This is a genomic window from Gluconacetobacter entanii, assembly GCF_003206495.1.
In the GTDB taxonomy this organism is placed as follows: Bacteria; Pseudomonadota; Alphaproteobacteria; order Acetobacterales; family Acetobacteraceae; genus Novacetimonas; species Novacetimonas entanii.
Genome location: NZ_NKUF01000042.1, coordinates 1 through 23,874 on the forward strand (window position 1 = coordinate 1; position 23,874 = coordinate 23,874).

At 62.3% G+C, this 23,874-nt stretch carries 20 protein-coding genes, 1 tRNA gene and 1 rRNA gene; 6 read left to right on the forward strand and 16 right to left on the reverse strand.

Annotation, left to right across the window (positions count from 1 at the left end):
* Window positions 1-87: 87 nt before the first annotated feature.
* Entirely contained in the window at window positions 88-861 is a 774-nt protein-coding gene (locus CFR72_RS13480; RefSeq protein WP_110914438.1) for an aldehyde dehydrogenase family protein, read from the reverse strand.
* A 78-nt stretch (window positions 862-939) separates the two neighbouring features.
* Window positions 940-1,341 (reverse strand): 5-carboxymethyl-2-hydroxymuconate Delta-isomerase, encoded by a 402-nt coding sequence (locus tag CFR72_RS13485; RefSeq protein WP_110914425.1) that lies wholly within the window; start codon window positions 1,339-1,341, stop codon window positions 940-942.
* Between the two features lie 107 nt (window positions 1,342-1,448).
* Between CFR72_RS13485 and hpaR the strand changes: the two genes are divergently transcribed.
* Window positions 1,449-1,904 (forward strand): homoprotocatechuate degradation operon regulator HpaR, encoded by a 456-nt coding sequence (gene hpaR, locus CFR72_RS13490; RefSeq protein ID WP_110914426.1) that lies wholly within the window; start codon window positions 1,449-1,451, stop codon window positions 1,902-1,904.
* Between the two features lie 7 nt (window positions 1,905-1,911).
* Here hpaR and CFR72_RS13495 read toward each other — a convergent pair whose 3' ends face one another.
* Together CFR72_RS13495 and CFR72_RS13500 are read right to left on the reverse strand one after the other, a co-directional pair.
* Window positions 1,912-2,442 (reverse strand): flavin reductase, encoded by a 531-nt coding sequence (locus CFR72_RS13495; protein WP_110914427.1) that lies wholly within the window; start codon window positions 2,440-2,442, stop codon window positions 1,912-1,914.
* An 8-nt stretch (window positions 2,443-2,450) separates the two neighbouring features.
* Window positions 2,451-4,034 carry a 4-hydroxyphenylacetate 3-hydroxylase family protein gene (locus CFR72_RS13500; RefSeq protein ID WP_110914428.1) on the reverse strand — a complete coding sequence of 528 codons (1,584 nt, stop codon included), beginning with the start codon at window positions 4,032-4,034 and terminating at the stop codon, window positions 2,451-2,453.
* 90 nt (window positions 4,035-4,124) lie between these two features.
* Here CFR72_RS13500 and CFR72_RS13505 point away from each other — a divergent pair, with 90 nt between their 5' ends.
* Window positions 4,125-5,084, forward strand: a complete 960-nt coding sequence (locus tag CFR72_RS13505; RefSeq protein ID WP_110914429.1) for a helix-turn-helix domain-containing protein — start codon at window positions 4,125-4,127, stop codon at window positions 5,082-5,084.
* An 83-nt stretch (window positions 5,085-5,167) separates the two neighbouring features.
* On the opposite strand, the gene CFR72_RS13510 is transcribed toward CFR72_RS13505, so the two are convergent.
* Window positions 5,168-6,109: a helix-turn-helix domain-containing protein gene (locus CFR72_RS13510; RefSeq protein ID WP_167400397.1), complete on the reverse strand. Its 942-nt coding sequence runs from the start codon at window positions 6,107-6,109 to the stop codon at window positions 5,168-5,170.
* Window positions 6,110-6,422: 313 nt separating this feature from the next.
* Between CFR72_RS13510 and CFR72_RS13515 the strand changes: the two genes are divergently transcribed.
* The 3 genes from CFR72_RS13515 to CFR72_RS13525 all read left to right on the forward strand — a co-directional run bounded on the left by CFR72_RS13515 (window position 6,423) and on the right by CFR72_RS13525 (window position 11,361).
* Window positions 6,423-7,922: an aldehyde dehydrogenase family protein gene (locus CFR72_RS13515; protein WP_110914439.1), complete on the forward strand. Its 1,500-nt coding sequence runs from the start codon at window positions 6,423-6,425 to the stop codon at window positions 7,920-7,922.
* 104 nt (window positions 7,923-8,026) lie between these two features.
* Window positions 8,027-10,216, forward strand: coding sequence for a PQQ-dependent dehydrogenase, methanol/ethanol family (locus tag CFR72_RS13520; RefSeq protein ID WP_110914431.1), 2,190 nt, complete (start codon window positions 8,027-8,029; stop codon window positions 10,214-10,216).
* A 236-nt stretch (window positions 10,217-10,452) separates the two neighbouring features.
* Window positions 10,453-11,361 carry a DMT family transporter gene (locus tag CFR72_RS13525; RefSeq protein ID WP_110914440.1) on the forward strand — a complete coding sequence of 303 codons (909 nt, stop codon included), beginning with the start codon at window positions 10,453-10,455 and terminating at the stop codon, window positions 11,359-11,361.
* A 123-nt stretch (window positions 11,362-11,484) separates the two neighbouring features.
* On the opposite strand, the gene CFR72_RS13530 is transcribed toward CFR72_RS13525, so the two are convergent.
* From CFR72_RS13530 to CFR72_RS18450, 8 genes are all read right to left on the reverse strand, one after another.
* Complete coding sequence (locus CFR72_RS13530; protein WP_110914432.1) at window positions 11,485-12,216, reverse strand: pirin family protein; 732 nt, start codon at window positions 12,214-12,216, stop codon at window positions 11,485-11,487.
* Complete coding sequence (locus CFR72_RS13535) at window positions 12,213-13,784, reverse strand: efflux transporter outer membrane subunit (RefSeq protein WP_408869983.1); 1,572 nt, start codon at window positions 13,782-13,784, stop codon at window positions 12,213-12,215. Before CFR72_RS13535 ends, CFR72_RS13530 begins: the two co-directional genes overlap by 4 nt.
* 5 nt (window positions 13,785-13,789) lie before the next feature.
* Window positions 13,790-14,866: an HlyD family secretion protein gene (locus CFR72_RS13540; protein ID WP_110914433.1), complete on the reverse strand. Its 1,077-nt coding sequence runs from the start codon at window positions 14,864-14,866 to the stop codon at window positions 13,790-13,792.
* An 18-nt stretch (window positions 14,867-14,884) separates the two neighbouring features.
* On the reverse strand, window positions 14,885-16,537 hold the full coding sequence (locus CFR72_RS13545; protein WP_110914434.1) for an MFS transporter: 1,653 nt from the start codon (window positions 16,535-16,537) through the stop codon (window positions 14,885-14,887).
* Between the two features lie 66 nt (window positions 16,538-16,603).
* The gene (locus CFR72_RS13550) at window positions 16,604-17,554 is read right to left on the reverse strand and encodes a LysR family transcriptional regulator (RefSeq protein ID WP_110914435.1); all 951 of its coding nucleotides are present in this window, start codon (window positions 17,552-17,554) and stop codon (window positions 16,604-16,606) included.
* Window positions 17,555-17,588: 34 nt separating this feature from the next.
* The gene (locus CFR72_RS13555; RefSeq protein WP_408869984.1) at window positions 17,589-18,866 is read right to left on the reverse strand and encodes an MFS transporter; all 1,278 of its coding nucleotides are present in this window, start codon (window positions 18,864-18,866) and stop codon (window positions 17,589-17,591) included.
* Between the two features lie 355 nt (window positions 18,867-19,221).
* Window positions 19,222-20,493, reverse strand: coding sequence for a carbohydrate porin (locus CFR72_RS13560; RefSeq protein ID WP_408869986.1), 1,272 nt, complete (start codon window positions 20,491-20,493; stop codon window positions 19,222-19,224).
* A gap of 27 nt (window positions 20,494-20,520) precedes the next feature.
* Window positions 20,521-20,745, reverse strand: coding sequence for a hypothetical protein (locus CFR72_RS18450; protein ID WP_408869985.1), 225 nt, complete (start codon window positions 20,743-20,745; stop codon window positions 20,521-20,523).
* Between the two features lie 777 nt (window positions 20,746-21,522).
* Here CFR72_RS18450 and CFR72_RS13565 point away from each other — a divergent pair.
* Window positions 21,523-21,954, forward strand: coding sequence for an Lrp/AsnC family transcriptional regulator (locus tag CFR72_RS13565; protein WP_110914436.1), 432 nt, complete (start codon window positions 21,523-21,525; stop codon window positions 21,952-21,954).
* Window positions 21,955-22,038: 84 nt separating this feature from the next.
* On the opposite strand, the gene CFR72_RS13570 is transcribed toward CFR72_RS13565, so the two are convergent.
* From CFR72_RS13570 to rrf, 3 genes are all read right to left on the reverse strand, one after another.
* A complete protein-coding gene (locus CFR72_RS13570) occupies window positions 22,039-23,223 on the reverse strand; it encodes a low temperature requirement protein A (protein WP_110914437.1) in 1,185 nt (394 codons plus the stop codon).
* A 461-nt stretch (window positions 23,224-23,684) separates the two neighbouring features.
* A tRNA-Met gene (locus tag CFR72_RS13575) sits at window positions 23,685-23,761 on the reverse strand.
* 28 nt (window positions 23,762-23,789) lie between these two features.
* A 5S ribosomal RNA gene (gene rrf / locus CFR72_RS18515) occupies window positions 23,790-23,874 on the reverse strand; the annotation flags it as partial.

A 23,874-nucleotide genomic window follows, 5' to 3' on the forward strand; every position in this document is an offset into this window, starting at 1 on the left:
GGATGATCAGATGCCTCGAGCATGGTTCTGCCCTCCAGAGAGTTTCAGCAAGCACACTCTGACACGGCGCGGCTCGCTATCCACTCCTCATGGAATCTGCTTCATGATGAGTGATCCGGTGCGGCTTTCGCCGACAAACGCGATGGCCCTGATGTCGGGATGTTCCGTCAGCGCCCGGCCCGCATCCTCGCCAAACCCGTTGACCAGGTTCCACACCCCCTTCGGCAGGCCCGCATCTTCGGCGATACGCACCAGCAGGCTTGCGGTCAGGGGAGAAAATTCCGCCGGTTTGTGCACCACCGTGCATCCTGCGGCCAATGCCGGCGCAATTTTCCATGTCGATAGCATGAACGGCGTATTCCATGGCGTGATCACGCCGACCGGTCCGATCGGTACACGGGTGGTCATGTTGACCTGCCCCGGTCCACGCAGGCTCAACCCATCGCGCGCGGTAGGGGCCTGGTCGGCAAAGAAACGGAAATTCTCCGCCCCGCGCAGGGCGGCCTTGGACATGAAACGCAGCGCCTGCCCGGTATCGACACATTCCAGCAGGGCGATTTCCTCCGCATGCGCCACAATGGCATCGGCAATGCGGTGCAGCAGTTTGCGCCGTGCCTCCCCGCCATAGGCCGCCCATTCCGCCATCGCATCACGTGCGGCACGCGCGGCAAGGTCCACATCCCGCCCGTCCCCATGCGCGACCTGCGCCAGGGGCTTGAGGTCGATGGGGGAAATCGTCTCGAACGTCCTGTTACTGATGGCGGGACATTCCTTCCCCCCGATATGGTTGCGCACACCATGTTCGCGAAACTGTGCCAGATAGCGGCCAACCTTGTCGATATTGTCCTGCAGTACGGACATCACGCCACTCCATTCCTTGCGCATGACGGGGTTTTCCCCCTCATGACGGATCCATATTTTTCCTGATGCTGACGGGACTTATGCCGCAGGTGCGCCGGTATTGCGCAGGCGCGCATGCATGGTGTTCTCCTTCCAGCTCAGCCGGGGGTCGATCTCGCGTATCTCCAGCGACAGTGCGAAATACGGGCGCGCCAGCAGGTGGCGTACTCCGTCGCGCGCTGTGGCGAAGATCATGTCGCCCACACGTTTCCTTTCCTCGGCACTGCGGCCCGCGCCAATGCGAAAGCTCATGTCTATGAATGAATTTTCACGATCAAGGTCGGCAATCGCCCATGCATCGGCCCGGAATGCCCGCACGCGTGGCGCGCCGGTTTCAAACAGGCCGCTCGACAGGATCGCGCGATGCACATCGACACACAATCCCTGCATATCGACCTCATTTTCGATATTTCCTGAATATTCCATCGTAAGGTGTGGCATGCTTCCTCCTTTTGGGGTTCGTGCTTCTATTTAACCTGTTAAGTATCATAACGGGGACAGCGTCCGTACGTTCTTCACATCTGTGGCATTTCAAGGAAGGATTCAAAATGGCAACGACTGGACATGACACGCGCCTCCTGCCCGGCTCCACGCTGCGGTCCCTGCCCATCGCCCTGCTGCGCGCACGTGAAAGCATCATGTCACGCTTCCGCCCGATGCTTGCCGCCCATGGCCTGACGGAACAGCAGTGGCGTGTCATCCGCATCCTTGATGAACATGGCTCGCTCGATGCGTCACACCTTGCCCGACTGGCCTTCATCCTGTCGCCAAGCCTGACGCGTATCCTTGCCTTCCTTGAGCGGGAGGGGATGATCCACAGCACCACCGACCCGCATGACCGCCGCCGCACCCTGCTGGGACTGACGCCGCAGGGGGTGGCAAAGATCGGCGCCGTGGCCCCTGACAGCGCGCGCATCTACCGCCTGATCGAGGAACGCTTTGGCCATGACCGGACGGAAGCGCTGCTCGACCTGCTCAACGAACTGGCTGAACAGGCCGACTGATCGCGCCCTATCCCCCGAAACTGCCGATCCGGGTGGGGACATGGACGTAATCACGGTCGAAATACAGCAGCGCATTTCCGTCGGGACGGACACGGATGCCCACGACCTCCCCGATCAGGATGTAATGCGTCCCCGCGCGGCGACTGTCGGCCAGCACGCAGTCAAAGGACACCATGGCGTCATGCAGCGCCTGGTTGCCAGAGGGCATGTCCTCCCACTGTGCATGGGCATAGCGTGCTTCCATGTCGCTGGTCCGGCCCGCGAAATGCCCGGCAAGGTCGCGATGGTCATGGCTGAGCACATTGACGCAGAAACGCCCGTTTTTCAGGAACAGGTCGCATTGCGCGGACATGCTGTTCATGCACACCAGCAGCATGGGGGGTTCGTCGGTGACAGAACACATCGCGGTGGCCGTAAACCCGCACCGACCCGCAGGCCCGCGCGTGGTGATGACATTCACCGGCGCGCAGACCCGGGCCATGGCGTTACGGAATTCGGTTTTGGAGACAGGGATATCTTTTGCGAAGGGGGTATCCATGACACACCTCATGCACAGCCGATGGGCGGCAGCCACGTGTCGCCGGTCCAGCCTTTTTCGTCATAATCGCTCATGCAGCAATCCACCAGCGCCTCCATGTCGCGCAGGATGCCGTTGCGTTCGGCCCCCTTGAGGATCTGCAGGCGGACTTCCTCCGGCGCGCCGGCGTAATTGAGTTCATACAGCGCATGCCGCCCGCCGAATTCCGTACCCGTTGCATCCCACAACAGCTTCATCAGCTTGATGCGCTCCACATGGCCGATGTCATTCGACCCACGGACATATTGCGACAGGTATTTATCAATCTCCGGATTATCAAAATCCCTGGCCGAGGACGGCAGGTAGATCAGGCCCGACGCCACCGTGCGGCGGATCAGGTCGATCACGCGGGGATAGGCCTCCGACATGAAGGCGCGATAGGACAGCGCCGCCTCCAGGTTGGGCAGGACCGCGCCGTTCACCCATTCGACGGGATTGCGCGCCATGGCGTTTGAAAAAGCCCAGAACATGTGACGGAATGCGATGACTTCGCCCAATGCCGCCTGGTTGCCGCGGAACGCATCGCCCCCGGTGCAGCGCAACGCCTTGGCCAGCGCGCCCGCAAGGAAATCAAGCTTGACCGCGAAACGCGTGCAGCCCTGGAAACAGTAGCCATGCATGAAGCCCGACGCCGGGTGGAAGGACATGATCTTCTTCGCATCGCGCAGGACGAGCACGTCCTCCCACGGGACAAACACGTTGTCGAGCACAAGGATCGCGTCATTTTCGTCAAAACGCGACGACAGCGGATAATCGAACGGCTGCCCCACGCGGTTGGCCGTTTCCTCGTACGAAACGCGGCAGATCATCTTGATGCCCGGCGCGTTCATGGGAACGATGAACATGACCGACATGGACGGGTCGCTGGTCACCGCGGCCGACCCTTGGGCAAGGAAGTTGCAGTGCGTCAGCGCGGACGACGTCGCCACCACCTTCGCCCCCGAGACGTAGATGCCCGCGTCCGTTTCCCTGGTGATATGCACGAAGACATCCTTGATGTCCTGCGCTTCCTTGTGGCGGTCGATCGGCGGGTTCACGATGGCGTGATTCATGAACAGGACACGTTCCTGCGCACGTTTGTGCCAGGCCAGCGCATTGTCGCGGAACGGCCCGTACCAGTCGGCATTGGCGCCCAGCGTATTCATCAGCGCCGCCTTGTAATCGGCCGTGCGCCCCATCCAGCCATAGGACATACGCGCCCATTCGGCGATGGCGCCCTGCTGCGCCACAAGGTCATCGACGCTGTGGGCGACACGGAAATATTTGTGGGTGAACCCACCCGATCCCGTATCCGTTGGGGAGGTCAGGACTTCCTTTTTCGCCGGGTCATGCAATGCATCATACAGACGCGCCAGTGAACGGACCGAATTGCGCATCGCCGGGTGCGTGGTCACGTCCGTCACGCGTTCGCCATTGATGAAGACGCTGCGCCCGTCACGCAGGGATTCGAGGTACTCCGCCCCGGTAAAGGGCAGGACCGGCGCATGCGTGGCGCGGGATGCGGGGATGGCGGTGTCGGTGGTGGCCGCCTTGGCGGAAATGGGGGTCGTCATTCTTTTCCTCCCGTTTTTCCGCAATTTTTATGTTGACAGGCCACCACGCGCCATGGACGGAACAGGAAAAAAAATGGACTTTTCCAAAAAATGAAAACACCTGATCCCATACCAAGCTTTTTTGTTTACGGACTTCCCGACAGGCTGGTCGATATCGGGTTCGTCCATGTCGAAACCGTGATGGCGCGACGCAACATGCACAACGGAAATGTCGCACCGCACAAACATGAACAGATGGGACAACTGACGTTCTGGACCACCGGCGGCGGCACCTATTACATGGAGGACCGGACCCTGCGTTTCGCCGCCCCCGCGATCACGTTCATGCCCAGCCATGTCGTGCACGGGTTCAACGTATGCGGGCGGTCGGATGCGATTGTCCTGTCGATTGCCGACGGGGCGCTGACGGCCATTTCCACCCTGATCCACCGGCCACTCGACACGCCATTGATGGTGGAGGGATCAACCGACCGTCCCGAATGGCGGCGGCTTGGCGCGCTGATGGAAATCATGCAGCAATGCTATAACGATGCGCCAACCGCCGCGAGTCCGGCCATCTCCGGCCTTGCCGCGACATTGCTGGAACGGGCATGGCGCCTGGCCGATGATACGCAGGTTGCGCCACAGGACGCGCGCACGGTCCTGGCACGGCGGCTGCGCACCACGATCAACCGCCATTTCCGCGAGGAATGGTCCGTTGAGCGCTATGCCACCGAACTGGGCAGCACGCCCTACCTTCTGGGACGTGCGGCACGACAGGCGTTCGGCCTGTCGGTCATGCACATGGTCCATGAACGCCGCCTGCTGGAAAGCAAGCGGCTTCTGCTGTTTACCGTCAGGTCAATCGAGGACATCGCGATCGAGGTCGGCACACAGGACCCGGCCTATTTCTCCCGCTTTTTCCGCCGTTATACCGGGGTGTCACCCGGCCGGTGGCGCAAAAGCCAGATCGAACACATGCGCGGCCATGGCGATGGCGCGCCATATCAGGAACCGGGCCGCATCGCGCCTGATGCACCGGACCGCACGACGATTCAGGAAACATCATGAATAAAAGTTTTTGGTGAAGCTTTTTTCAAAAAGCTTCAAAGAACACCGCCTTTTTAAAAAAAGTCCGCACCCAAAAACTTTTATTATTTATCAATCACTTTTCTTGAAATACTTCCCGCCCTCACCTCACTCGGGGTCCGGCCATAGCGCATGCGGAAACTGCGTGAAAAATGTGCGGCGGACGAAAACCCGTGCAGGCTGGCGATCCCTTCGAGCGTCATATGCGCAAACCCCGGATCCCGCAGCGCATGATGGCAACACTCCAGACGGCAACGCAGGATATGGCGTTCGGGCGTCTCCTCACGCAGGGCAAAGGCGCGGTACAGGCCCCGGCGCGAACAGCCAAGGGCCGCGACGATCCGCCCCACGTCCAGCGCGGGATCCGACAGGTGCCGGAGAATGAACGCCTCCGCCCGATGCAGGACGGATCCGTGCGATACCGCCTGCCGCCTGCCGGTTACGGACAGGTCGGGCAACGTCCCGATCAGGTTTCCCATCGCATCGCGCAATGCGTCCAGTCGCACGGCACGCGCCCCCTCCGCCCTGCTGTCACACGCCATACGCTGCATGCGGGCGGCACGTCGCATCATGTCCATCACCAGCGCGGCCAGACCGTCATCATCCCCCAGCACGCGCGGCCGGTCGCATGCGCCGCGCAGGCCCGATGGCAACAGGTCGATCGGGGCCTGGAAGATCATGCTGCCGCACCGCGCGGCAGAGGTGAAAATGAAGGGACGTTCCGGCCGGTAAAGCAGCAAGCACCGGGGATCAAGCATCGCATGAAACCCGTCCTGCGTGAAATGATCCGTCCCGTGTTCCATCAGGATCATCTTCAGCACATCGCCCTGTCCCGCGCCGCGGATGGTGCGCGCCACGTCGGACAGGCAGACAAAACGGCATCCATCGGCCTGCACGGCGCTGATTTCATGCCATCCCCCCGCCCCGACGGCCACATGGCGACCAACCGAGGGGAACAGTGTCGCGAAACGTCCCGCAAATACCGCCTGCGCGCCCAATGCCTGCACCGCGCCTGTCACTCCATCGTGTCGGAAGCTCTTCGATTTGCACAATATGACGCATGCGACAGGACTCTTTTCCATCAAACAATCGTCATGGGAATGTGGACGGGCGACGTGGGTGGCACGCTGGGTCAAGGAGCGTATTATGGTGCGACGCAAAAAATTGCTGAAACCACAAGGAATGTCCGCGTTTTCGCAACACATGCCCGGCCGGGCGCGCGTTCATGATTGACATCCCCTGCCGCACGCATGTGCGATGCCGCGCGGATACAAAACCGTGGACATGAAAACACATGCCCCACACACACAGGAACCGGCCATGACCCAGCCCCCCGCCCCTGCCCTCCTGCCAGAAGTCAGCACGTTCCTTGCCCGCAGGCACGCAATCTTTGTCGATGGCCGCCCCACTTCCTCCGGGGAGGAGGGCCGGATGGAGGTCCATGACCCCGCCACCGGCACGGTGATCGCAACGGTGGCCGACGCCTCGGTGCGGGATGTGGACCATGCGGTCAAACGCGCGCATGTGGCCTTTGCCGACGGGCGCTGGCGCGGCCTGCCGCCGGGGACGCGCGAACGCATCCTGCTGCGTCTGGCCGACCTGGTGGACTCCCATGCCGAGGAACTGGCCCAGCTTGAGACGCTGGAGCAGGGAAAATCCATCTGGCTGTCGCGCGCGGTGGAGGTCGGCGGCGGGGCGGCGTGGCTGCGCTATGCCGCGGGGCTGGCCACCAAGCTGACGGGCCGCACGCTTGACGTCTCCATCCCCATGCCGCCCGGCGCATCGTGGAGCGCCTTTACCCGCCGCGAACCGATCGGCGTGGTGGCGGGCATCGTGCCATGGAATTTCCCGCTGATGATCGCGATCTGGAAGGTGGCACCCGCGCTGGCCGCTGGCTGTTCGATCGTGGTGAAACCGGCGGAAACCACGCCGCTGACGCTGCTGCGCCTGGCGGAACTGGCGATTGATGCGGGCGTGCCGCCGGGCGTGTTCAACGTCGTGACGGGATCGGGCCGTGTGACGGGGGATGCCCTGATCCGCCATCCGCTGGTGGCGAAAATCAGCTTTACCGGCTCCATCCCCACTGGCCAGCATGTCGCACGGGTTGCTGCCGACCGCCTGACGCGCGTGACACTGGAACTGGGTGGCAAGAACCCGGCCATCGTCCTGCGCGATGCCGACGTGGCGGATACGGTCGCGGGCCTGATGGGGGCGGCCTTCCTCAACCAGGGGCAGGTCTGCGCCGCCTGCGCGCGCATCTATGCCGAGGGGCCGGTCTTCGACCAGCTTGCGGCGGGCCTGCACGATGCCCTCGGCAGCCTGAGCGTCGGGCCGGGGATGGAGCCTGCGGCACAGGTCACGCCACTGGTCTCCGCCACGCATCGCGACCGGGTAGAGGAATACCTGCATGACGCGATCGACCGGGGGGCGAACGTCCTGCAGGGGCCGGGCGTGCCGTCACAGGGATATTACGTCCGCCCCACGGTCATCGTGGACCCCGCGCCCGACCTGCGCCTGACGCGCGAGGAGGTCTTTGGCCCCGTCGTCTCCCTGACCCGTGTCCGGGACGCGGCAGAGGCGCTGGCGGCCGCCAATGACACGGAAATGGGGCTGGCGGCCAGTGTCTGGACCCGCGACCTGAAGGCGGCGATGGCGCTGCCGCAGCAGTTGCGCGCGGGCACGGTCTGGGTCAACAGCCATGTCGGCATCGATCCCAACATGCCCTTTGGCGGGGTCAGGATGTCGGGCGTGGGGCGCGATTTCGGCGTGGACTGGCTGCATGCCTATACCGAGGAAAAATCCATCTGCATCCGCCACTGAACCGCGCGACAGGCCACACGTCATCATCACCGCCCCGGCAGAAGGGCGGACACACGACACCAGAACAACCAGAAGCCGTGGTCCCACACGGTCAGGAACGTCCCATGACGCTGCGCATCTTTTCCCCGGCCCGCTGGCTGATGGCACTGCTGTGCCTGCTGGTGGCGCCGCCCGCGTCCGCCGCGCGCTCGGACACGCCCCCCGTCGCCACCGCGCAGGAGGAACAACAGCCCGGCGACTGGCCCTCCTACGGGCGTACCCCCTCCGAACAGCGCTACAGCCCCCTGTCGCAGATCGATCGCCGCACGGTGGGGCAACTGAAGCTGGCATGGTATCTGGACCTTGATTCCAACCGGGGGCAGGAAGGCACGCCCCTTGTCGTCAATGGCGTCATGTACGCCACCACGAACTGGAGCAGGGTCAAGGCGCTCGACGCCGCGACGGGGCGGGTGCTGTGGGAATATGACCCGCGCACACCGGGCGACATCGCCCTGCGCGGATGCTGCGATACGGTCAACCGGGGCGCTGCGTACTGGGAGGGAAAGGTCTATGTCGGGACGTTCGATGGCCGCCTGATCGCACTCGATGCGCGCAACGGGCGGCCCGTATGGTCGGTCAACACCATCCCGGCCGACGCCACGCTGGGCGATATCCGTTCCTACACCGTCGATGGCGCGCCACGCATCGCCCATGGCGTGGTCGTCATCGGCAATGGCGGGGCCGAATTCGGTGCACGCGGCTTCGTCTCCGGATTTGATGCGCGCACGGGGGCGCTGAAATGGCGGTTCTATACCGTGCCCGCACCGGGCAACCGGCCCGACCATGCCGCGTCGGATGCCACGCTGTCACGCATCGCATGGCCGACATGGCAGCCCGATGGCGGCTGGACCCGGTCGGGGGGCGGCGGAACGGTGTTGGATTCCATCGTCTATGACCCGGTGACGGACCTGCTCTATATCGGTGTGGGGAACGGATCGCCATGGAACTACCGCTTCCGTTCCAACGGGGTGGGCGACAACCTGTTTCTGGGCAGCATCGTCGCCCTGCGCCCACAAACAGGTGAATATGTCTGGCATTTTCAGGAAACGCCGAAGGACCAGTGGGACTTTACCGCCAGCCAGCACATCATGACGCTTGACCTGCCAATTGACGGGCAGGTGCGCCATGTGATCGTCCATGCGCCAAAGAACGGGTTTTTCTATGTCCTTGATGCGCGCAGCGGCGAATTCCTGTCGGGCACGCCCTATGTTTTCCAGAACTGGGCCGATGGCCTGGACCCGGTGACGGGACGCCCGCGCATCCGGCCGGAGGCGATGTGGTCCCTGACGGACAGGCCATGGGTGGGCATCCCCGGCGCACTGGGCGCGCATAACTGGCAGCCCATGGCCTACAGCCCGCGTACGGGCCTGGTCTATATCCCGGCGCAGCAGATCCCGGCGCTGTACAAGACCCCGGACAGGGTCCGGCTGCATCCCGTGGGCCTGAACCTCGGTGCGGAAATGGCGGCAGGCAGCGCGCCCGACGACCCCGCCGCCCGTACGCAGGCGGCAAAGGCCCTGCAGGGCTGGCTGCTGGCATGGGATCCCGTGGCGCAGAAAGCCCGCTTTCGCGTCGATCACAGGGGACCGTGGAATGGCGGCCTGCTCGCCACCTGGGGCGATCTGGTGTTCCAGGGACTGGCGAACGGGGAATTCCATGCCTATGACGCCACAAACGGGCAGGACCTGTTCCGCTTCAACGCGCAAAGCGGCGTCATCGCGCCACCTGTGACCTATATGGCCGGCGGCCGGCAGTTCGTCGCGGTGGAGGTCGGATGGGGCGGGATCTATCCGCTGCTGGTGGGGGGCATGGCGCGGACGGGCGGATGGACCGTCAATCATTCGCGCATCCTTGCCTTTGCACTGGATGGTGACGCGACGCTGCCGCCCTCGGGGCAGAAGGGTTTCCTGCCGGTTGCCCCACCCGTGGATTATGACGCGCAACAGGCGGGGGCCGGGTATGTCCATTACCAGAATTTCTGCATCGCCTGCCATGGCGACAACGCGGAATCGGGTGGCGTGCTGCCTGACCTGCGCTGGTCCGGGGCGATCCGCACGCCAGAGGGGTTCCGCAATGTCGTCCTGCACGGAGCGCTGACGGCCTATGGCATGGGCAGTTTCGCAAGCGTGCTGGATGACTGGCAGGCCGAACAGATCCGGCAGTTCCTGATAAAGCGTGCCAATGACACCTATGCCCATGAAATGCACATCCGCGACAATCCCGCAGGCGTGCCGGAAGGCATAGATAAGGATTAAACGTTTTCGGGTGCCGCCTTCTGATCCAAAAAGGCGGCGTTCTTTGAAGCTTTTCAGATCAAAAGCTTCACCAAACACTTTTTGCGATTGCAGCCGGCGCATGAAGGGCGGTTTGTTTTCGGTTCCGAAACATCCTGCCTGCATCAGCGATGATTCATAAAATGTTCATCCCGTTCCATCCCATAAAACTGTCGCAATGGGTGGGCGCGGCGGTATGGCATGTGTATAGACGGCGCATGCAGCATGTGACCCCGACCCTTCGCCCCACGTCATTCGCGCTTTCCCGGCAGGAGGCCGCGCTGATTGGCGTGACCATGATCTGGGGGACGACGTTCCTCATCGTCCACCTTGCGATGCAGTCGTGCGGCCCGCTGTTCTTTGTGGCCATACGCTTCCTTGCCGCCGGGGGCGCCAGCCTGCTTGTCTTTCATAAATCCATGCGTGCGCTCACGCTGCGCGAACTTGGCGCGGGCATTGCCATCGGCATCAGCATCTTCATGGGCTACAGCCTGCAGACCTATGGCCTGCAGACCATCACCAGCAGCCAGTCCGCCTTCATCACCGCGATGTACGTGCCCATGGTGCCCCTGCTGCAATGGGTCGTGCTGCGCCGCATGCCGCACCTGATGAACTGGATCGGCATCGGCCTCGCCTTTGTCGGGCTGCTCCTGCTGGCGGGACCGGACGCGGGGGCCGGGACGTTCAGCCGCGGCGAGGCCGCAACCCTGCTGGGCACGGTCGCCATCGCAAGCGAGATCATCCTGATCAGCCGTTTCGCCGCACAGGTGGACAGCAGGCGCGTCACGGTGGTGCAGCTTCTGGCGGCCGGGGTGCTGGCGTTTGCCACGATGCCGCTGGGCGGGGAATCCGTGCCGCATTTTTCATGGGTGTGGCTGGTCTGTGGCGGGGGGCTGGGCATTGCCAGCGCACTGATCCAGTTGACGATGAACTGGGCGCAGAAGGCGATTTCCCCCACGCGCGCCACCGTCATTTACGCAGGCGAGCCGGTCTGGGCCGGGATCATCGGGCGTATCGCGGGCGAACGGCTGCCGCCGCTTGCGCTGCTTGGCGCGGTGTTCATCATTGCCGGGGTGGTCGTGGGGGAATGGCGGCCGCGTGGGCGCAGGGTTGTAAATGACGGGTAAGGGAGAGATGTTCTTTTTTGCAAAAAAGAACCAAAAACTCTTATCCATTCTGGAAATTATTCCAAACAGTCAGGAAATTCCCAGACTTTCAAAAGTTTTTGGTGAAGCTTTTTCCAAAAAGCTTCAGACCCCCACATCCGCCAGCATGACATAGGCCACCTCACGCGCCGTAACCTCCAGACTGGTGCATGCACTGATCGCGGCCGCATCCCCCGCACCCAGCACCTGCCCATCGACCGCCACCTGCCCCGACACCACCAGCAGATACAGCGCCCGCCCCGGCACGGTGGCATAGGCCGCCCCCTCCCCCGCCCGCAGCGTGGCGTCGAGCAGCCGTGAACTCGCCCGGATGGTCAGCGGCGCGCCATCGATGATGTCGGCCTCCTCCTCCGGGTCGTCCTCCGGAAAGCCGGAGGCAAGGATGCGAAACCCGCCATCTTCCTGCGCGGGACAGGCCTCGCGCACTTCCGCCTCCGGGTTGCCGCCTTCGTCATCGGGCAGGAACCAGAACTGCACGAAGCCGCCCCCCTGCGCCCCCGCACGCCACGCCAGACCGTTGACCCCGTCCCCGGTGCCGAGCGCCTGCACGCTGCCGGGCGGCAGGGTGGCGGGCGCAAAGCCCGGACCGGTGAAATGCAGCGCCCGGGCACCCGTCCATGTCAGGATTTCGGTATTTTCCTCCGCCCCCAGCGCAAAGGTCGCACCGGCCTCCATGGTGGCGACATTGACGACACGCAGCCGTCCCCAATGCACCCGCCCCGCATCCGCGCAGGTGCGAAATGCAAAGTGACAGCGCAGCGTCACACCGGCGTCAGTAAGGCACCCGAATGTTGCGGCCCTGCGGATCTCGATCATCGTGCCTTCCCTCCACTGGCGGCCTGTGACACATGCGCGTGCTTTGCGGGCGGCAGGGGATAGGTCGTCTCCCACCCGCCGCCCAGCGCGCGATAGAGCCGCGCGACCGAGGTGGAGACCCGCGTCGTCGCCTGCACCAGTTCGCTCTGCGTCGCCAGCAGGGCGTTCTGCATCGTCAGCACGTTGAGGAAGTCCGAAGCCCCCTGCACATACTGCGCCTGCGCCGTATCGACCGCGATCTGGTTTTCCGCCACCGCTTCGGCCAGTCGGTCACGCTGCCCCTGTGCCGCGGCAAAATCGGCCATCGCGTCGTCGATTTCCTGCCACGCCTTCAGGATGGTCCGCTGCAGCATGACGGCGGCCTCCTTCTGCTGCGCCTTGCGCAGGCGCAACTGCCCGGTCAGGCGTCCGCCCTCGAAAATCGGGAAGGTCGCGGTCGGGCCGAATCCATACTGCCGCGACGCCCACGATCCCAGTCCGCTGAACTGCAACGCCTGCACGTCGAGGCTGCCCGACAGGGTGACGCGGGGGAAGAAATCCGCAATCGCGACGCCGATATTGGCGGTGGCGGCATGCAGGCGTTCTTCGGCCATGCGGATGTCGGGCCTGCGATCGGCAAGCTGCGACGGCAGGCCCACGGGCACCGAATCGGGCACCGGCGGGATGGCCCCCGGCTTGCCCAGCATCGCCGTCAGCGCGCCGGGTTCGCGCGCGACAAGGAAGCTGAGCGCGTTCACCAGATGGACTTCCTGACTTTTCAACACTGGCAGGCGCGATTCGAACGTGTGCAGTTGCCCGGTGGAATCCGCCACGTCCAGACGGGTCGCCGCCCCTTGGGTGTACCGCTGGGTCGTCAGGTCCACGCTGTGTTTCGCGATGTCGATATTATGTTCGACAATCGCGATCTGCGCCTGCACCCCGCGCAGGTCGATGTAATCCTGCGCCGTTTCCGCCATCAACGACACCAGGACGTCGCGGCGCATGTCCTCGGTCGCGTGCATGGCGGCGGTCGCGGCCTCCACCTGCCGGCGGACATGCCCCCAGAAATCCACCTCCCACGAGGCATTCATGCCATATTGCGGCAGGTTGAATGACGGGTTGCCCACGCTGCCGGGAAAGGCGGTGGGGCCGAACCCCTGCGTCCCGCTGGCGACACTGCCCGCGTTCTGCTGTTCCATCGTGCCCAGCAGGCCGAGCACGCCGTTCGTGCTGGCGCGTTCGCGGGCGTAGGACGCATTGGCCTCCGCATGGGGGAACTGCGCCGCACTGGCGATGCGGCGTTCGGCCATGCTCTGCGCAAAGCGGTAGGCAGCGGCGCGCAGGTCAAGGTTGGCGCGCACGACCTCCGCCTCCAGCGCGCTCAGGGTGGGATCGTGGAAGATCGACCACCACTGCGCATCCATGCCGGTCTGTACCACCGTGCTGTCTGCGGGCGCCATGCTCTGGTGCCAGTCATGCGGGGCGGTGTTGCGCGATTTGTGGTAATTCGGCCCGACCGCGCATCCCGCCAGCGCCAGCAGGACCACACCGCCCGACAGGCGCGCGCACATCGTGCGAAAGGGGGTCATGGGGTTCACTGCCATATGTACCGCTCGTCATGCGCATGTGCCCCGTCGGGGGTGGAGGCGGTATTGATCCGTGCCTCCACCGACATGCCGACACGCACCTTCGCCGCGAGTGGCTGCCCGGGGTCAAAGACCAGTTTCACGGGAATACGCTGCACCACCTTGGTAAAGTTGCCGGTGGCGTTGTCGGGCTGGATCGGGGCGAAGGCGACGCCGGTGGCGTGGGCAAGGCTGTCAACATGCGCCTTCAGCGGATGCCCGGGGAAGGTATCGACCCAGATGACCGCCGCCTGCCCGGTCTGCACATGCGTCAACTGCGTTTCCTGAAAATTCGCCAGCACATAGGCCGCCTGCGTCGGCACCACCGCCAGAAGGCCCGTGCCCGGATGGACATACGCCCCCACGCGCACGCCACGTTCGCCCACCACGCCCTCCACCGGGGCGGGGATGGTGCAGTACGACAGGTTCAGTGTGGCCTGATGCTCCTCGCCCCTTGCACGCAGCAGGTTGCCCTGTGCGCGCTGCAACTGCGCCTGCAGGACGGACACCTGCCCCACCGCCGCGTCCACGGCCGCCTGGTCGCGCGCGACCGTGGCCTCCGCCTCGCTAAGCCGCGCGTCGGAGGACTGGCGCTGCTCCACCGTGCCGGCGCCCCCCACCGACAGGTTGCGGTACCGCGCCGCGTTCTGCCGCGCGAACACCAGCGCCGCCTGGTCCGCCTGTACTGCGGCGCGCGCGCCCGCGATGACCGCCTGCTGGCGTGCGAGTTCGGCGGTCAGGTTCGCGACCTCCCCCTCCGACGCCGCGACATTGCCCCGCGCGACCTCCAGCGCCGCGCGGTAATCGTCATCCTCGATATGGGCCAGTTCCTCGCCGGGGCGGACATGTTCGTTGTCCTGCGCCACCACGCGGTCGATACGGCCCGACACCTTGGGCGCGACCGTCGTGAAATCGGCGGTGACATAGGCATCGTTGGTGTATTCATCAACGCCGTTACCGTTGACGAGGCGCGCGCCCACATACGCGCCACACGCCAGCACAATGGCCGTCGCACCGGAAATGAGGAGGGGTTTCCTGTAGATCATGACCTGTTCCTGTCGTGCCTAGCCAGCACGCTGAGAAGGGGATGGGGCACGGGGGGGATAGACGCGATGCGGCAGGAGCAGGTTCATCACCGCATAGCCAAGGCACGCCCAGACCAGCAGGAAATAGATGTCCACCAGCGCCAGCACGAGCGCCTGCTCATGCACATAGGTGTGGAAGACCTGCAGCGTGTTGGCCGCGACATGCCCGGCATCGGGCGACGTGGCCGAAAGCTGCCCCGAAATCGCGTTTCCCTGCCCCGCCAGCGCGGTGGCATGGGTGCCGTGATGGTCGAGCAGCATGGTGGAGTGGTACTGTTCGCGCCGCCGCGACAGGGCGGAGAACAGGGCGAAGGCCACCGCATTCGCCAGTCCCTTGAGCATGTTGACCATGCCGGAAATGAATGGACCGTCCGCAGGCCCCAGCGCCATCGTCGCGAGCATCAGCGTGGGAATGACGGTCATTGGCTGCCCAAAGACCTGAAGGATCTGGATGGGATAGAAATTGTCGCGCACCCAGTCCACCGTCAGCCACGTGCCCAGCCAGCTTGCCAGTGCAAGGCACAGCATCCCCGCAGACAGGATATAGCGGCAGTCCACCTTGCGGTTGTTGCAGATCGCGGCGATCAGCGGCAGCATCAGCAGTTGCGGCAGGGCCACCACCAGCGAGATCGGCGCGGCCTGCACCGGGCGATAGCCACGCACCGCCTCCAGATAGGTGACAGGCACATCCGTCATCAGCGCGCAGATCGCCAGGATCCCGATCAGCGACAGCAGGGACGCCTGGATATTGCGGCTTTTCCAGTACTGGATCTTGAAATAGGGGCTGGGGTGAAATGCCTCGTTCACCACAAAGACGACAAAGGCCGCACCACCCCAGAAGGTCAGGTTCGTAATCACCGGGGAGCGGAACCAGTCCAGCCGGTCGCCCTGGTACAACACGGTCACCAGCGCGCAGATCGCGGGCAGGCCCACCAGCAGGCCGAACCAGTTGAACTTCTCGAACCGTTCCAGGTGCATGGGATCGCGCGGCAGGCCATAGGCCATCATCGCGACCGCCACCGCCGCCATGGGCACGATTTCCCAGTACAGCCACCGCCAGCCCACATCCTCGAACCAGAAGGCCTCCAGCGGGACGCCAAGGTTGGGGCCGAAGGTCGCACTCATGGCGTATCCGGCGATGCCGAACACCCGGATCTGTGGCGGCAGGTATTTCAGCATGACCGTCATCAGCACCGGCGGCAGGCACCCGCCCGTCAGGCCCTGCGCCGCGCGCAGGATGCACAGCGACGTCACATCGGGCATGAACGGCGCGGGAATGGACAAAAGCGCCATCGTCGCGGTCATGAAGATGGAAAAACGGTAGATGGAAAACGACATGTAGAACCATGGCGTGAACGCCATGGCCGCAATATTGAATGCCTCGTAGATGGAGATCACCCACGTGCCTTCATCGTGGCCGATATGCATCGCGCCCCGGATGTCCGACAGGCCGATTTCGGTTACATGTTCATTGAAGCCCGCGACATGCACCGCAAGCAGCATGCCAAGGCAGCCAATGACCGTGCGCAGGCCAAAGGGCGGGATATAGGACGGCATGGGCGGCGGCGCATGCACGACCGGCGCGCCACCCGGCAGTTCCCCGGGCGATCCCGCGGCTATGGTGGATGACATGAAGACCTCGCATTGATCGCGGGGTCAATCTATGGGTGTCGTTTGGATAAATAAATTGCAATTGCCTCACTCGTTGAGTGCGTCTGGCGCACTCAACGCGGGGTGCTTGTTTTTCATCTGCAGGCAGAGTTCACGCACCGTCCGGCGCAGCCAGCGATGCAGCGCGTCCTTGTCATTGCGCGGATGCCACGCCTGAAGTCCCGTCAGCGGGGCGCTGGGAAACGGCAGTTCGAACGCACGCAGGCCGATTTCGCGATGGGGCAGGGTCTCGATCACGATATCGGGCATCAGCATGATCAGGTCATAGCTGCGCAACGTCTCGATCATCGTGAAAAATGTCGGCACGATCAGGACAATCCGGCGCGTCAGCCCCCGCGCCGCCAGCATTTCGTCAATCGCCCCGCTGTAGCGGTCCTGGCGCGAGATGCTGATCTGGTCGAACTGCACGAACCGCTCCAGCGTCAAGGGCTGGCGGAAGATGGGATGGGCCTTGCGCGCGAAACCGCGAAAGCCGGTGGTAAACAGGCTCTGCGTGCGGATTTCGGGCTTGAACGGCAAAGGCGCGCCGATGAACAGGTCGGCATGGCGTTCACGCAGGCTGAGGCTGACATCATCATGGCGGTCATGGGAAATGAAGCGCAGGGTGACGCCGGGACATTCGGCACGCAGCCGTTCCAGCAGGGCCGCCCCCAGCGTGCCAAGGAACAGGTCATCGGCCTGTATGGTAAAGACCGGGCGGATGCGCGACAGGTCGAGGTGCGCGTCATTGCGGAACAGGCCCGTCGCCTGCGCCACGACGGCATGCACCTGCTGCTGCAACTCCAGCGCGCGTGGCGTCGGTGTCATGCGCCGCCCGGCCTGCACGAAGATCTGGTCGTCAAACGCCACGCGGATACGTGACAGGGTACGGCTCATGGCGGGGGGGCTGAGGTTCATGCGGCGCGCGGCGGCGGCCACGCTGCCTTCCTCAAGCAGGACGTCAAGTGCCACGAGCAGGTTCAGGTCACGATGGTGCATGCAATCCCTTCCGCAAAACCGCAGGCCACCCGCATCATGACGGGCATGACGTCCCCTGCATGGCCGCACGATGCCGCCGCGCGTTGAGCAGGGTCAAGACCAGCACCACAAGCGCACCCCCGCCCACCGTGAACATCAGCGCGGGCGCAAGCCCCGTGCCAAGGAAGGAGGCAATGCCCGTCTGCAAAAGCGCGTTGCTCGCCGCGATCAGGTTTCCGCACTGATAGGCAAGGCCGGGAAAGGTCGCGCGCACCGCAGGGGGCGAAAGCTCGCTGAGATAGGCGGGCACCACGCCCCACGCCCCCTGGATGCAGAACTGGATGCACACCGCCCCCACCGTCAGCCACACCGCCGAGTGCGGCAGCGTCCACAGCGCCAGCAGCGGCAGCGTCAGCACGGCGGCGAGTGCGATGCTGTACTGCCGCCCGATCCGTTGCGACAGGATGCCAAAGGCCATCCCGCCAATGATGGCGGCGATATTGTACAGCACGACAATCAGCGTGATGGTGGGATGGGGCAGTCTGCGTTCAAGCCCGAGGAAGACCTTGGGATACAGGTCCTGTGACCCGTGGCTCATGAAATTGAACGCCGCCATCAGCGTCACGGCGAACACGCACAGCGCGAAATTGCCCCGGATGAAAGGCCACAGGCCTGCCTGCGCCGCAGTATTGGTCGCGCCCGAACGCTGGCGCGCCAGCCATTGCGGGCTTTCGGGCACGCGGGCCCAGATATACAGCGCGGAGAACAGCGCACCGCCGCCCAGCACGAACAGCCCCCGCCACCCCATGACCGGCAGCAGGAGGAACGCCAGCGACGCCAGCAGGTATCCCGCCGGATACCCGGCCTGCAGGATGCCCGACGCCATCCCCCGCCACGAGGCCGGGACGCTTTCCATGATGAGCGAGGTACCAACCCCCCATTCCCCGCCCAGCGCGATCCCGAAAAGTGCGCGCAGGCACAGGAAGGTCGCAAGCGTGGGGGCAAAGGCCGACAGGACCTCGATCAGGGAATAGACCATGATCGTGGTGATCATCACCGGCTTGCGCCCGTACCGGTCGGCCGCGCGCCCGCACACGAACGCCCCGACGGGACGTGTCAGCAGCGTCAGCGTGGGCGCGAGCAGTACGGCCTCCAGCGAGACGTGAAAGCTGCGCGCGACATCGTCAAGCGTGAACAGGACAATGAAGAAATCACACGCATCAAGCATCCATGCCAGGAGGGAGGCGGCAACCACATGACGGGCCGTGGCGATATCCCCATCACGCAGGCCCGCCGGCATGGCCGGGTCATCCATATTATTGTTCGTGTCCATACCCTGTACCGTCCGTATTTCCTGACCCGGACTGTGGCATGCCGGGGGGATCGCAACCATGCGCCGGGGACTTCACGAAGGGGCGACCGCCGGAACGATTACGTGACCTGTCGGCAGGAAGGCCACCTGATGAAAGCCGGAAGTTTCCCGGCACCAAATTTTTTCAAAAATGCATCGTCCCTTGAACGATTTTTCAAAAACCCTCACCAGAAGATTCCAAGGGATTGTCTGAAAATAATAAAAGTTTTTGGTGAAGCTTTTTTCAAAAATCTTCGAAAGACGTCGCCTTTTTAAAAAAGGCGACACCCAAAAACTTTTCCCTATTTTTTTTCAACGGATTGTTTTCAAACAGTCTCTAAAGATTGGCAATGACCTTCAGGCCGACCAGCATGGCGTTGGGAATGACCGAGGTCTCGCCGGGGCGCATCATGTATTCGAATTCCGGCGTCACCACCAGTCCGGGGGTGACGGGAATGCCGTAATACGCCTCCAGCACGGCGGAATGGGTCTGCGGGCCGTTGACATATGCCCCCATCGACATGCCCGCCGCCTGCCGCAGGCTCTGGCCATAGGTCAGGCGTGGACTCATCTGGTAATAGGAATACATCACCCCGAAACGGTCATAGGGCCGGTGCGGGATCAGTCCCAGCAGGGACGCGCCGAAATAGAACTCGTCCGAAAAGGTCGAGATGCTGGGCGTATTGTGGATATATCCCGCCAGCAGGTAACCACCGGCCATCTGGTGTTCGCCATGCTTGCGGTACACCATCTGGTCCGCCTCGATATAGAACGTATCGCGCGGCTTTTCCTTGTGCGCATGGATATAGGCCTGATAGGCGGCCGGGATGGTCCCGATCAGGTCGGGATAGGGGGACGTGTCGTGGCCGAAGCCGAATTTGTAATGGCCGGGCAGGTTGCGCGCGCCAAAAAACGGCTCCCACGTCAGTTCGACCGGGGTCTGGATGCCGGTCGTGGTCTCGCTCCCCCAGGCCCATCCGGTATTGTCCTGTGCCTTCGGCCCGATCTTGTAAATCCCGGTCCGCAGCGTCAGGTCGCGCGTCGGACGGAACCGCACGGTCCCGCCCCATGATGTCTTGGGATAGACACTCCATCCCGGTGGCTCGCGGATGGCCATGGGGGCAGAGCACTGCATCATGAAGGTGCACAGCAGCACCGACGTGCCATAGGTATGGGTCAGCGCGATGCGGCCGACATTGATGTTGATGCGGTGATGCAGGAACGATTTTTCCACATACAGGTCCGCAAGGCGCGCCGCCGCCGGTCCATGGATGCTCCACACCTCCGTCAGCAGGACATTGCGTTCGCCCACATGGTCCCACCCCACCTGCCGTCCCTCGCGGTTCATGACGATGCCGTGCAGGAACCAGCCGTTCAGCCCCACCAGTTTCCCAAGGTCGAACAGCATGCTGACGCGCAGGTCATGCACATAGTCGATGCCCTTTGACAGGCCACCGCCCACATTGGCCATGCTCTCGCCCTTGTAGGTCAGTTCGAACGTGAAGCCGCGATTGCTCAGCCACTCCCGCCATGGCCTGATCTGCGGCACGAGGTTGCCAAAGGACTGTTCCGCGACGAAATACCCGGCGCTGAGGTCGCTTTTGCGCAGGGCGTCGTCATTATGGCTCAGCAGCGCCTAAATGCTTTCGGTGTCAAACAGCGCCTCAAGCCGTTCCTCGGCAATGGGCCGCTTGGCTTTCTTCACCGGCGCGGCAGGCGTGGATGCGGGCGTTGCCACGTCAACAGCCCCTGGCGTCGTCACGGGAGTAAGCCGGGGGGCGGAAGATACGGCCCCGTGTACAGGATCCGCCGCGCGACTGGCGGCGGTCCAGCCACAACAGGCCAGCATCACCGCCATCATACGCAGGCAGGATCCCCACCACCCGTTTCCACGGAAGTAAACACGCAACACATGCATGGTGATTCGCACGCAACATAAGGAACCCCACCCATCGCGGTGAATGAGGCGCTTTACCCCTGACACATCAGGGAAACCCGGCCACACGGACCGAAAGGGCGGCCCGCCCGACGCCCGTCATATCCTTTCCGATAAGGAACGGAACAGACGTAAGATTATGATATAAATTTCATTTTCGACGTTTTCTTTTTATTATTATGTCTTGATCAGCCTACCGTATGAAATATGGCCACCCTTTTCAACTCCCTGTTTTTCACAACAACGTATGCGTGGGAGGCAGGAGTTGCACCTTCTGGTATGCGTCAGGAGCAGGCGTCGGCGGGATGGGGACGGTCATCCGTTGATAAAAGGCAATATGGTTCCTTGGGTGAGTTCTCCATCATCACTCCCTGCATTTACTCAAACCCATGCAACAGAAGACATGTGGCAAGCACTCCCGAAACCAGAGATCCTCCCTCTGAATCAGATCATCAAAACTTGGACAGTCATGATCTCGCTTATAATAACAAGGGATTTTTGCCTTTCTGTCTGAGGATGCACAAGGATGACATGACACTTCCGACCATTTGAATCCTCGTAACGAAGATCTGTCCTGTCATGTGCATCTCCTATCCATCACCAGGCAGGAAAAAAGAGTGACACATATCGTTGCCGAAACGGATCATAAAATCCGCCATAACCACATTTATATTAGGCGGAATGATGAATACTCTAGGCAGAATGACGATAAGCCAGGCCGAGGAACAGCTAATCAATCTCCTGCGCGAAAATGCACGCATGCCGGTCGCATTCCTTGCACGGCGATTGGGCATTTCACGCTCGACCGCACAAAGCAGGCTGGAAAAGCTGGAACGGCAAGGCATTATCGAGGGCTATTTCCTGCGCCTGACACCGTCCTATTCCGAAAATCAGGTACAGGCGCACCTGCTGGTAACCCTCGGCCCCAAATATACCGCCTCAGTACAGAGCCTTCTTCGTCGCATTCCCGAAGTACGCACCATCTATTCCGTCAGCGGAAATTTCGACATGATCGTCATGGTCGAAGCCTGTTCCATCAAACGGCTTGATGCCGTCATTGATGAAGTCGGGGCACTTGATGGTGTGGAACGCACCCTGTCTTCCCTGATTCTTTCCACACGCCTCAACCGTTAGAATGAATGTATATGGGCACGACACAAAACGAGACCCGGCAGGCAAGCATCGCTCCACTCATTAACCAGGGGATAAAGCCGCAGCTTACGGCACCCGTGCCAACCGCGACCTGTCTTTTCCGGCGCAGAAGATACTGATAACCAGAAAGACCGTCGTTTCGCAGAATGCCAGAATCCACATGGGAAGCGCCTGTCCAGCGAATCCCGTCAGCAACAGCAGGCCAACGCCAACCATCTGGCTGGACATCATACGACGCGTGGCAACCCATCGATAGGCGATACTGGCCAGAAGATAGAGCACCGGCCCAAGCGTCATGACCAGGGCGGGCGCACCTTTGGCGTCCTCAAGCGGGTTTTCCAGCAGCAGGTCCATGGCTACGGCGGTGACGATAATCCCCCCAATCAGGATGACATGCAGATAATGGAAATACGCACCCATTCGCCCCGGGTCGTAGGAATGGCTTATGGCATGCTCGGCTTCCTCGCTGGAGGTTTGAAAATACAGCCACCACATGGCAATGGTGCACAGAAAACTGGCTGCAAAACCGCTCAGTTCGATCCAGAACCAGTGCTCGCTTTCCGCAAGGGAAAGACCGGCAGCCATGACCGTTTCCCCCAACGCCACAATTACAAAAAGCTGGCAGCGTTCGACAATATGGCTCCCTGAAATGGTCCAGTCCGATGTGTGTGAGCGTCCCAGTCCCGGCAGCCAGAAGCCGAACATGGGCGAAATATATTCACATGCCACTCCGATGGCCCATAGAGGAACGCGGGCTTCCGGTGACGCCAGGCCACCAGCAATCCAGAAGCAGGCAGCCAGAATACCCCAGCCCAGAATACGGCGGTAATTTGGGGAAAGAGGGTGGGACGCCGGCAGGCTGAACACAATAAATGCGGAACGTCCGACCTGCATGCCGGCATAGCACAGCGCGAAAGCCAGTCCGCGCGCACCAAAAGCTTCCGGTGCTGCCGCCCCGCATACAAGCGCCAGCGCCATGGTAAGAAACAGCACTCCCCGCAGGCTCGGCACGCGCGGATCAAACCAGTTTGTGACCCAACCCGTATATTGCCATCCCAGCCAGGCCGCGAACCACAGTATGAGGGTCTGCATCCCACCGATCGGTGTCAGATGATGCAACAGGCCGTGGCTGATCTGGGTGACAAGAAACACATAGACCAGATCAAAAAACAGCTCCTCATTCATGACACGGGCATTGTCCTTGCCCGGCTGACGCATGAGGGGATGAGAAGGGGCGTCCTGCTCAGTCATGAGAAGCTCCGTTGAAAAAACGTCTAGTGTAAAGTGGAAGCTGGGGATCGCTTTTCAGGCAGCCATTGGACTTCCTCTATAGATATTCCAAGAGGCTTTAGTTACGCACCATAATTCATTCTGTTCGGACTTTATGGTTAAATATGGATGTAAATCCATGCCATATCCGGTACTGATCTTCAGCGGATCTTTCTACTTTTCCTGCCTTAATCATCCTTCTAAAGGACGAGGCAATGCAACACGAACCGATACACCAGTCGACAAAAACCACTAAAACCGCAGAACATCGATAAACGATATTCGAGTTCAGTCACTGGGAGCAATTTATGACGAGCAGATACTGTCTAAACTTGCCCCGGTCTTTTCGTCTGTTTCCTATGTGTTTCCTGCGGAGGAATTCTGGACGCAAAAAAGCCGCCTCTGAGGGCGGCATTCTTTGTTAGATATCAGTATGTTCGGTTTGGTTGCGGGGGCAGGATTTGAACCTGCGGCCTTCAGGTTATGAGCCTGACGAGCTACCGGGCTGCTCCACCCCGCGGTGGTGAGTTGGTGGGACTGACTGGAAGATCTGGCGGCGACCGACTTTCCCGTGCCTTGAGGCACAGTATCATGGGCGCTGGGGTTTTTCACGGCCGAGTTCGGGATGGGATC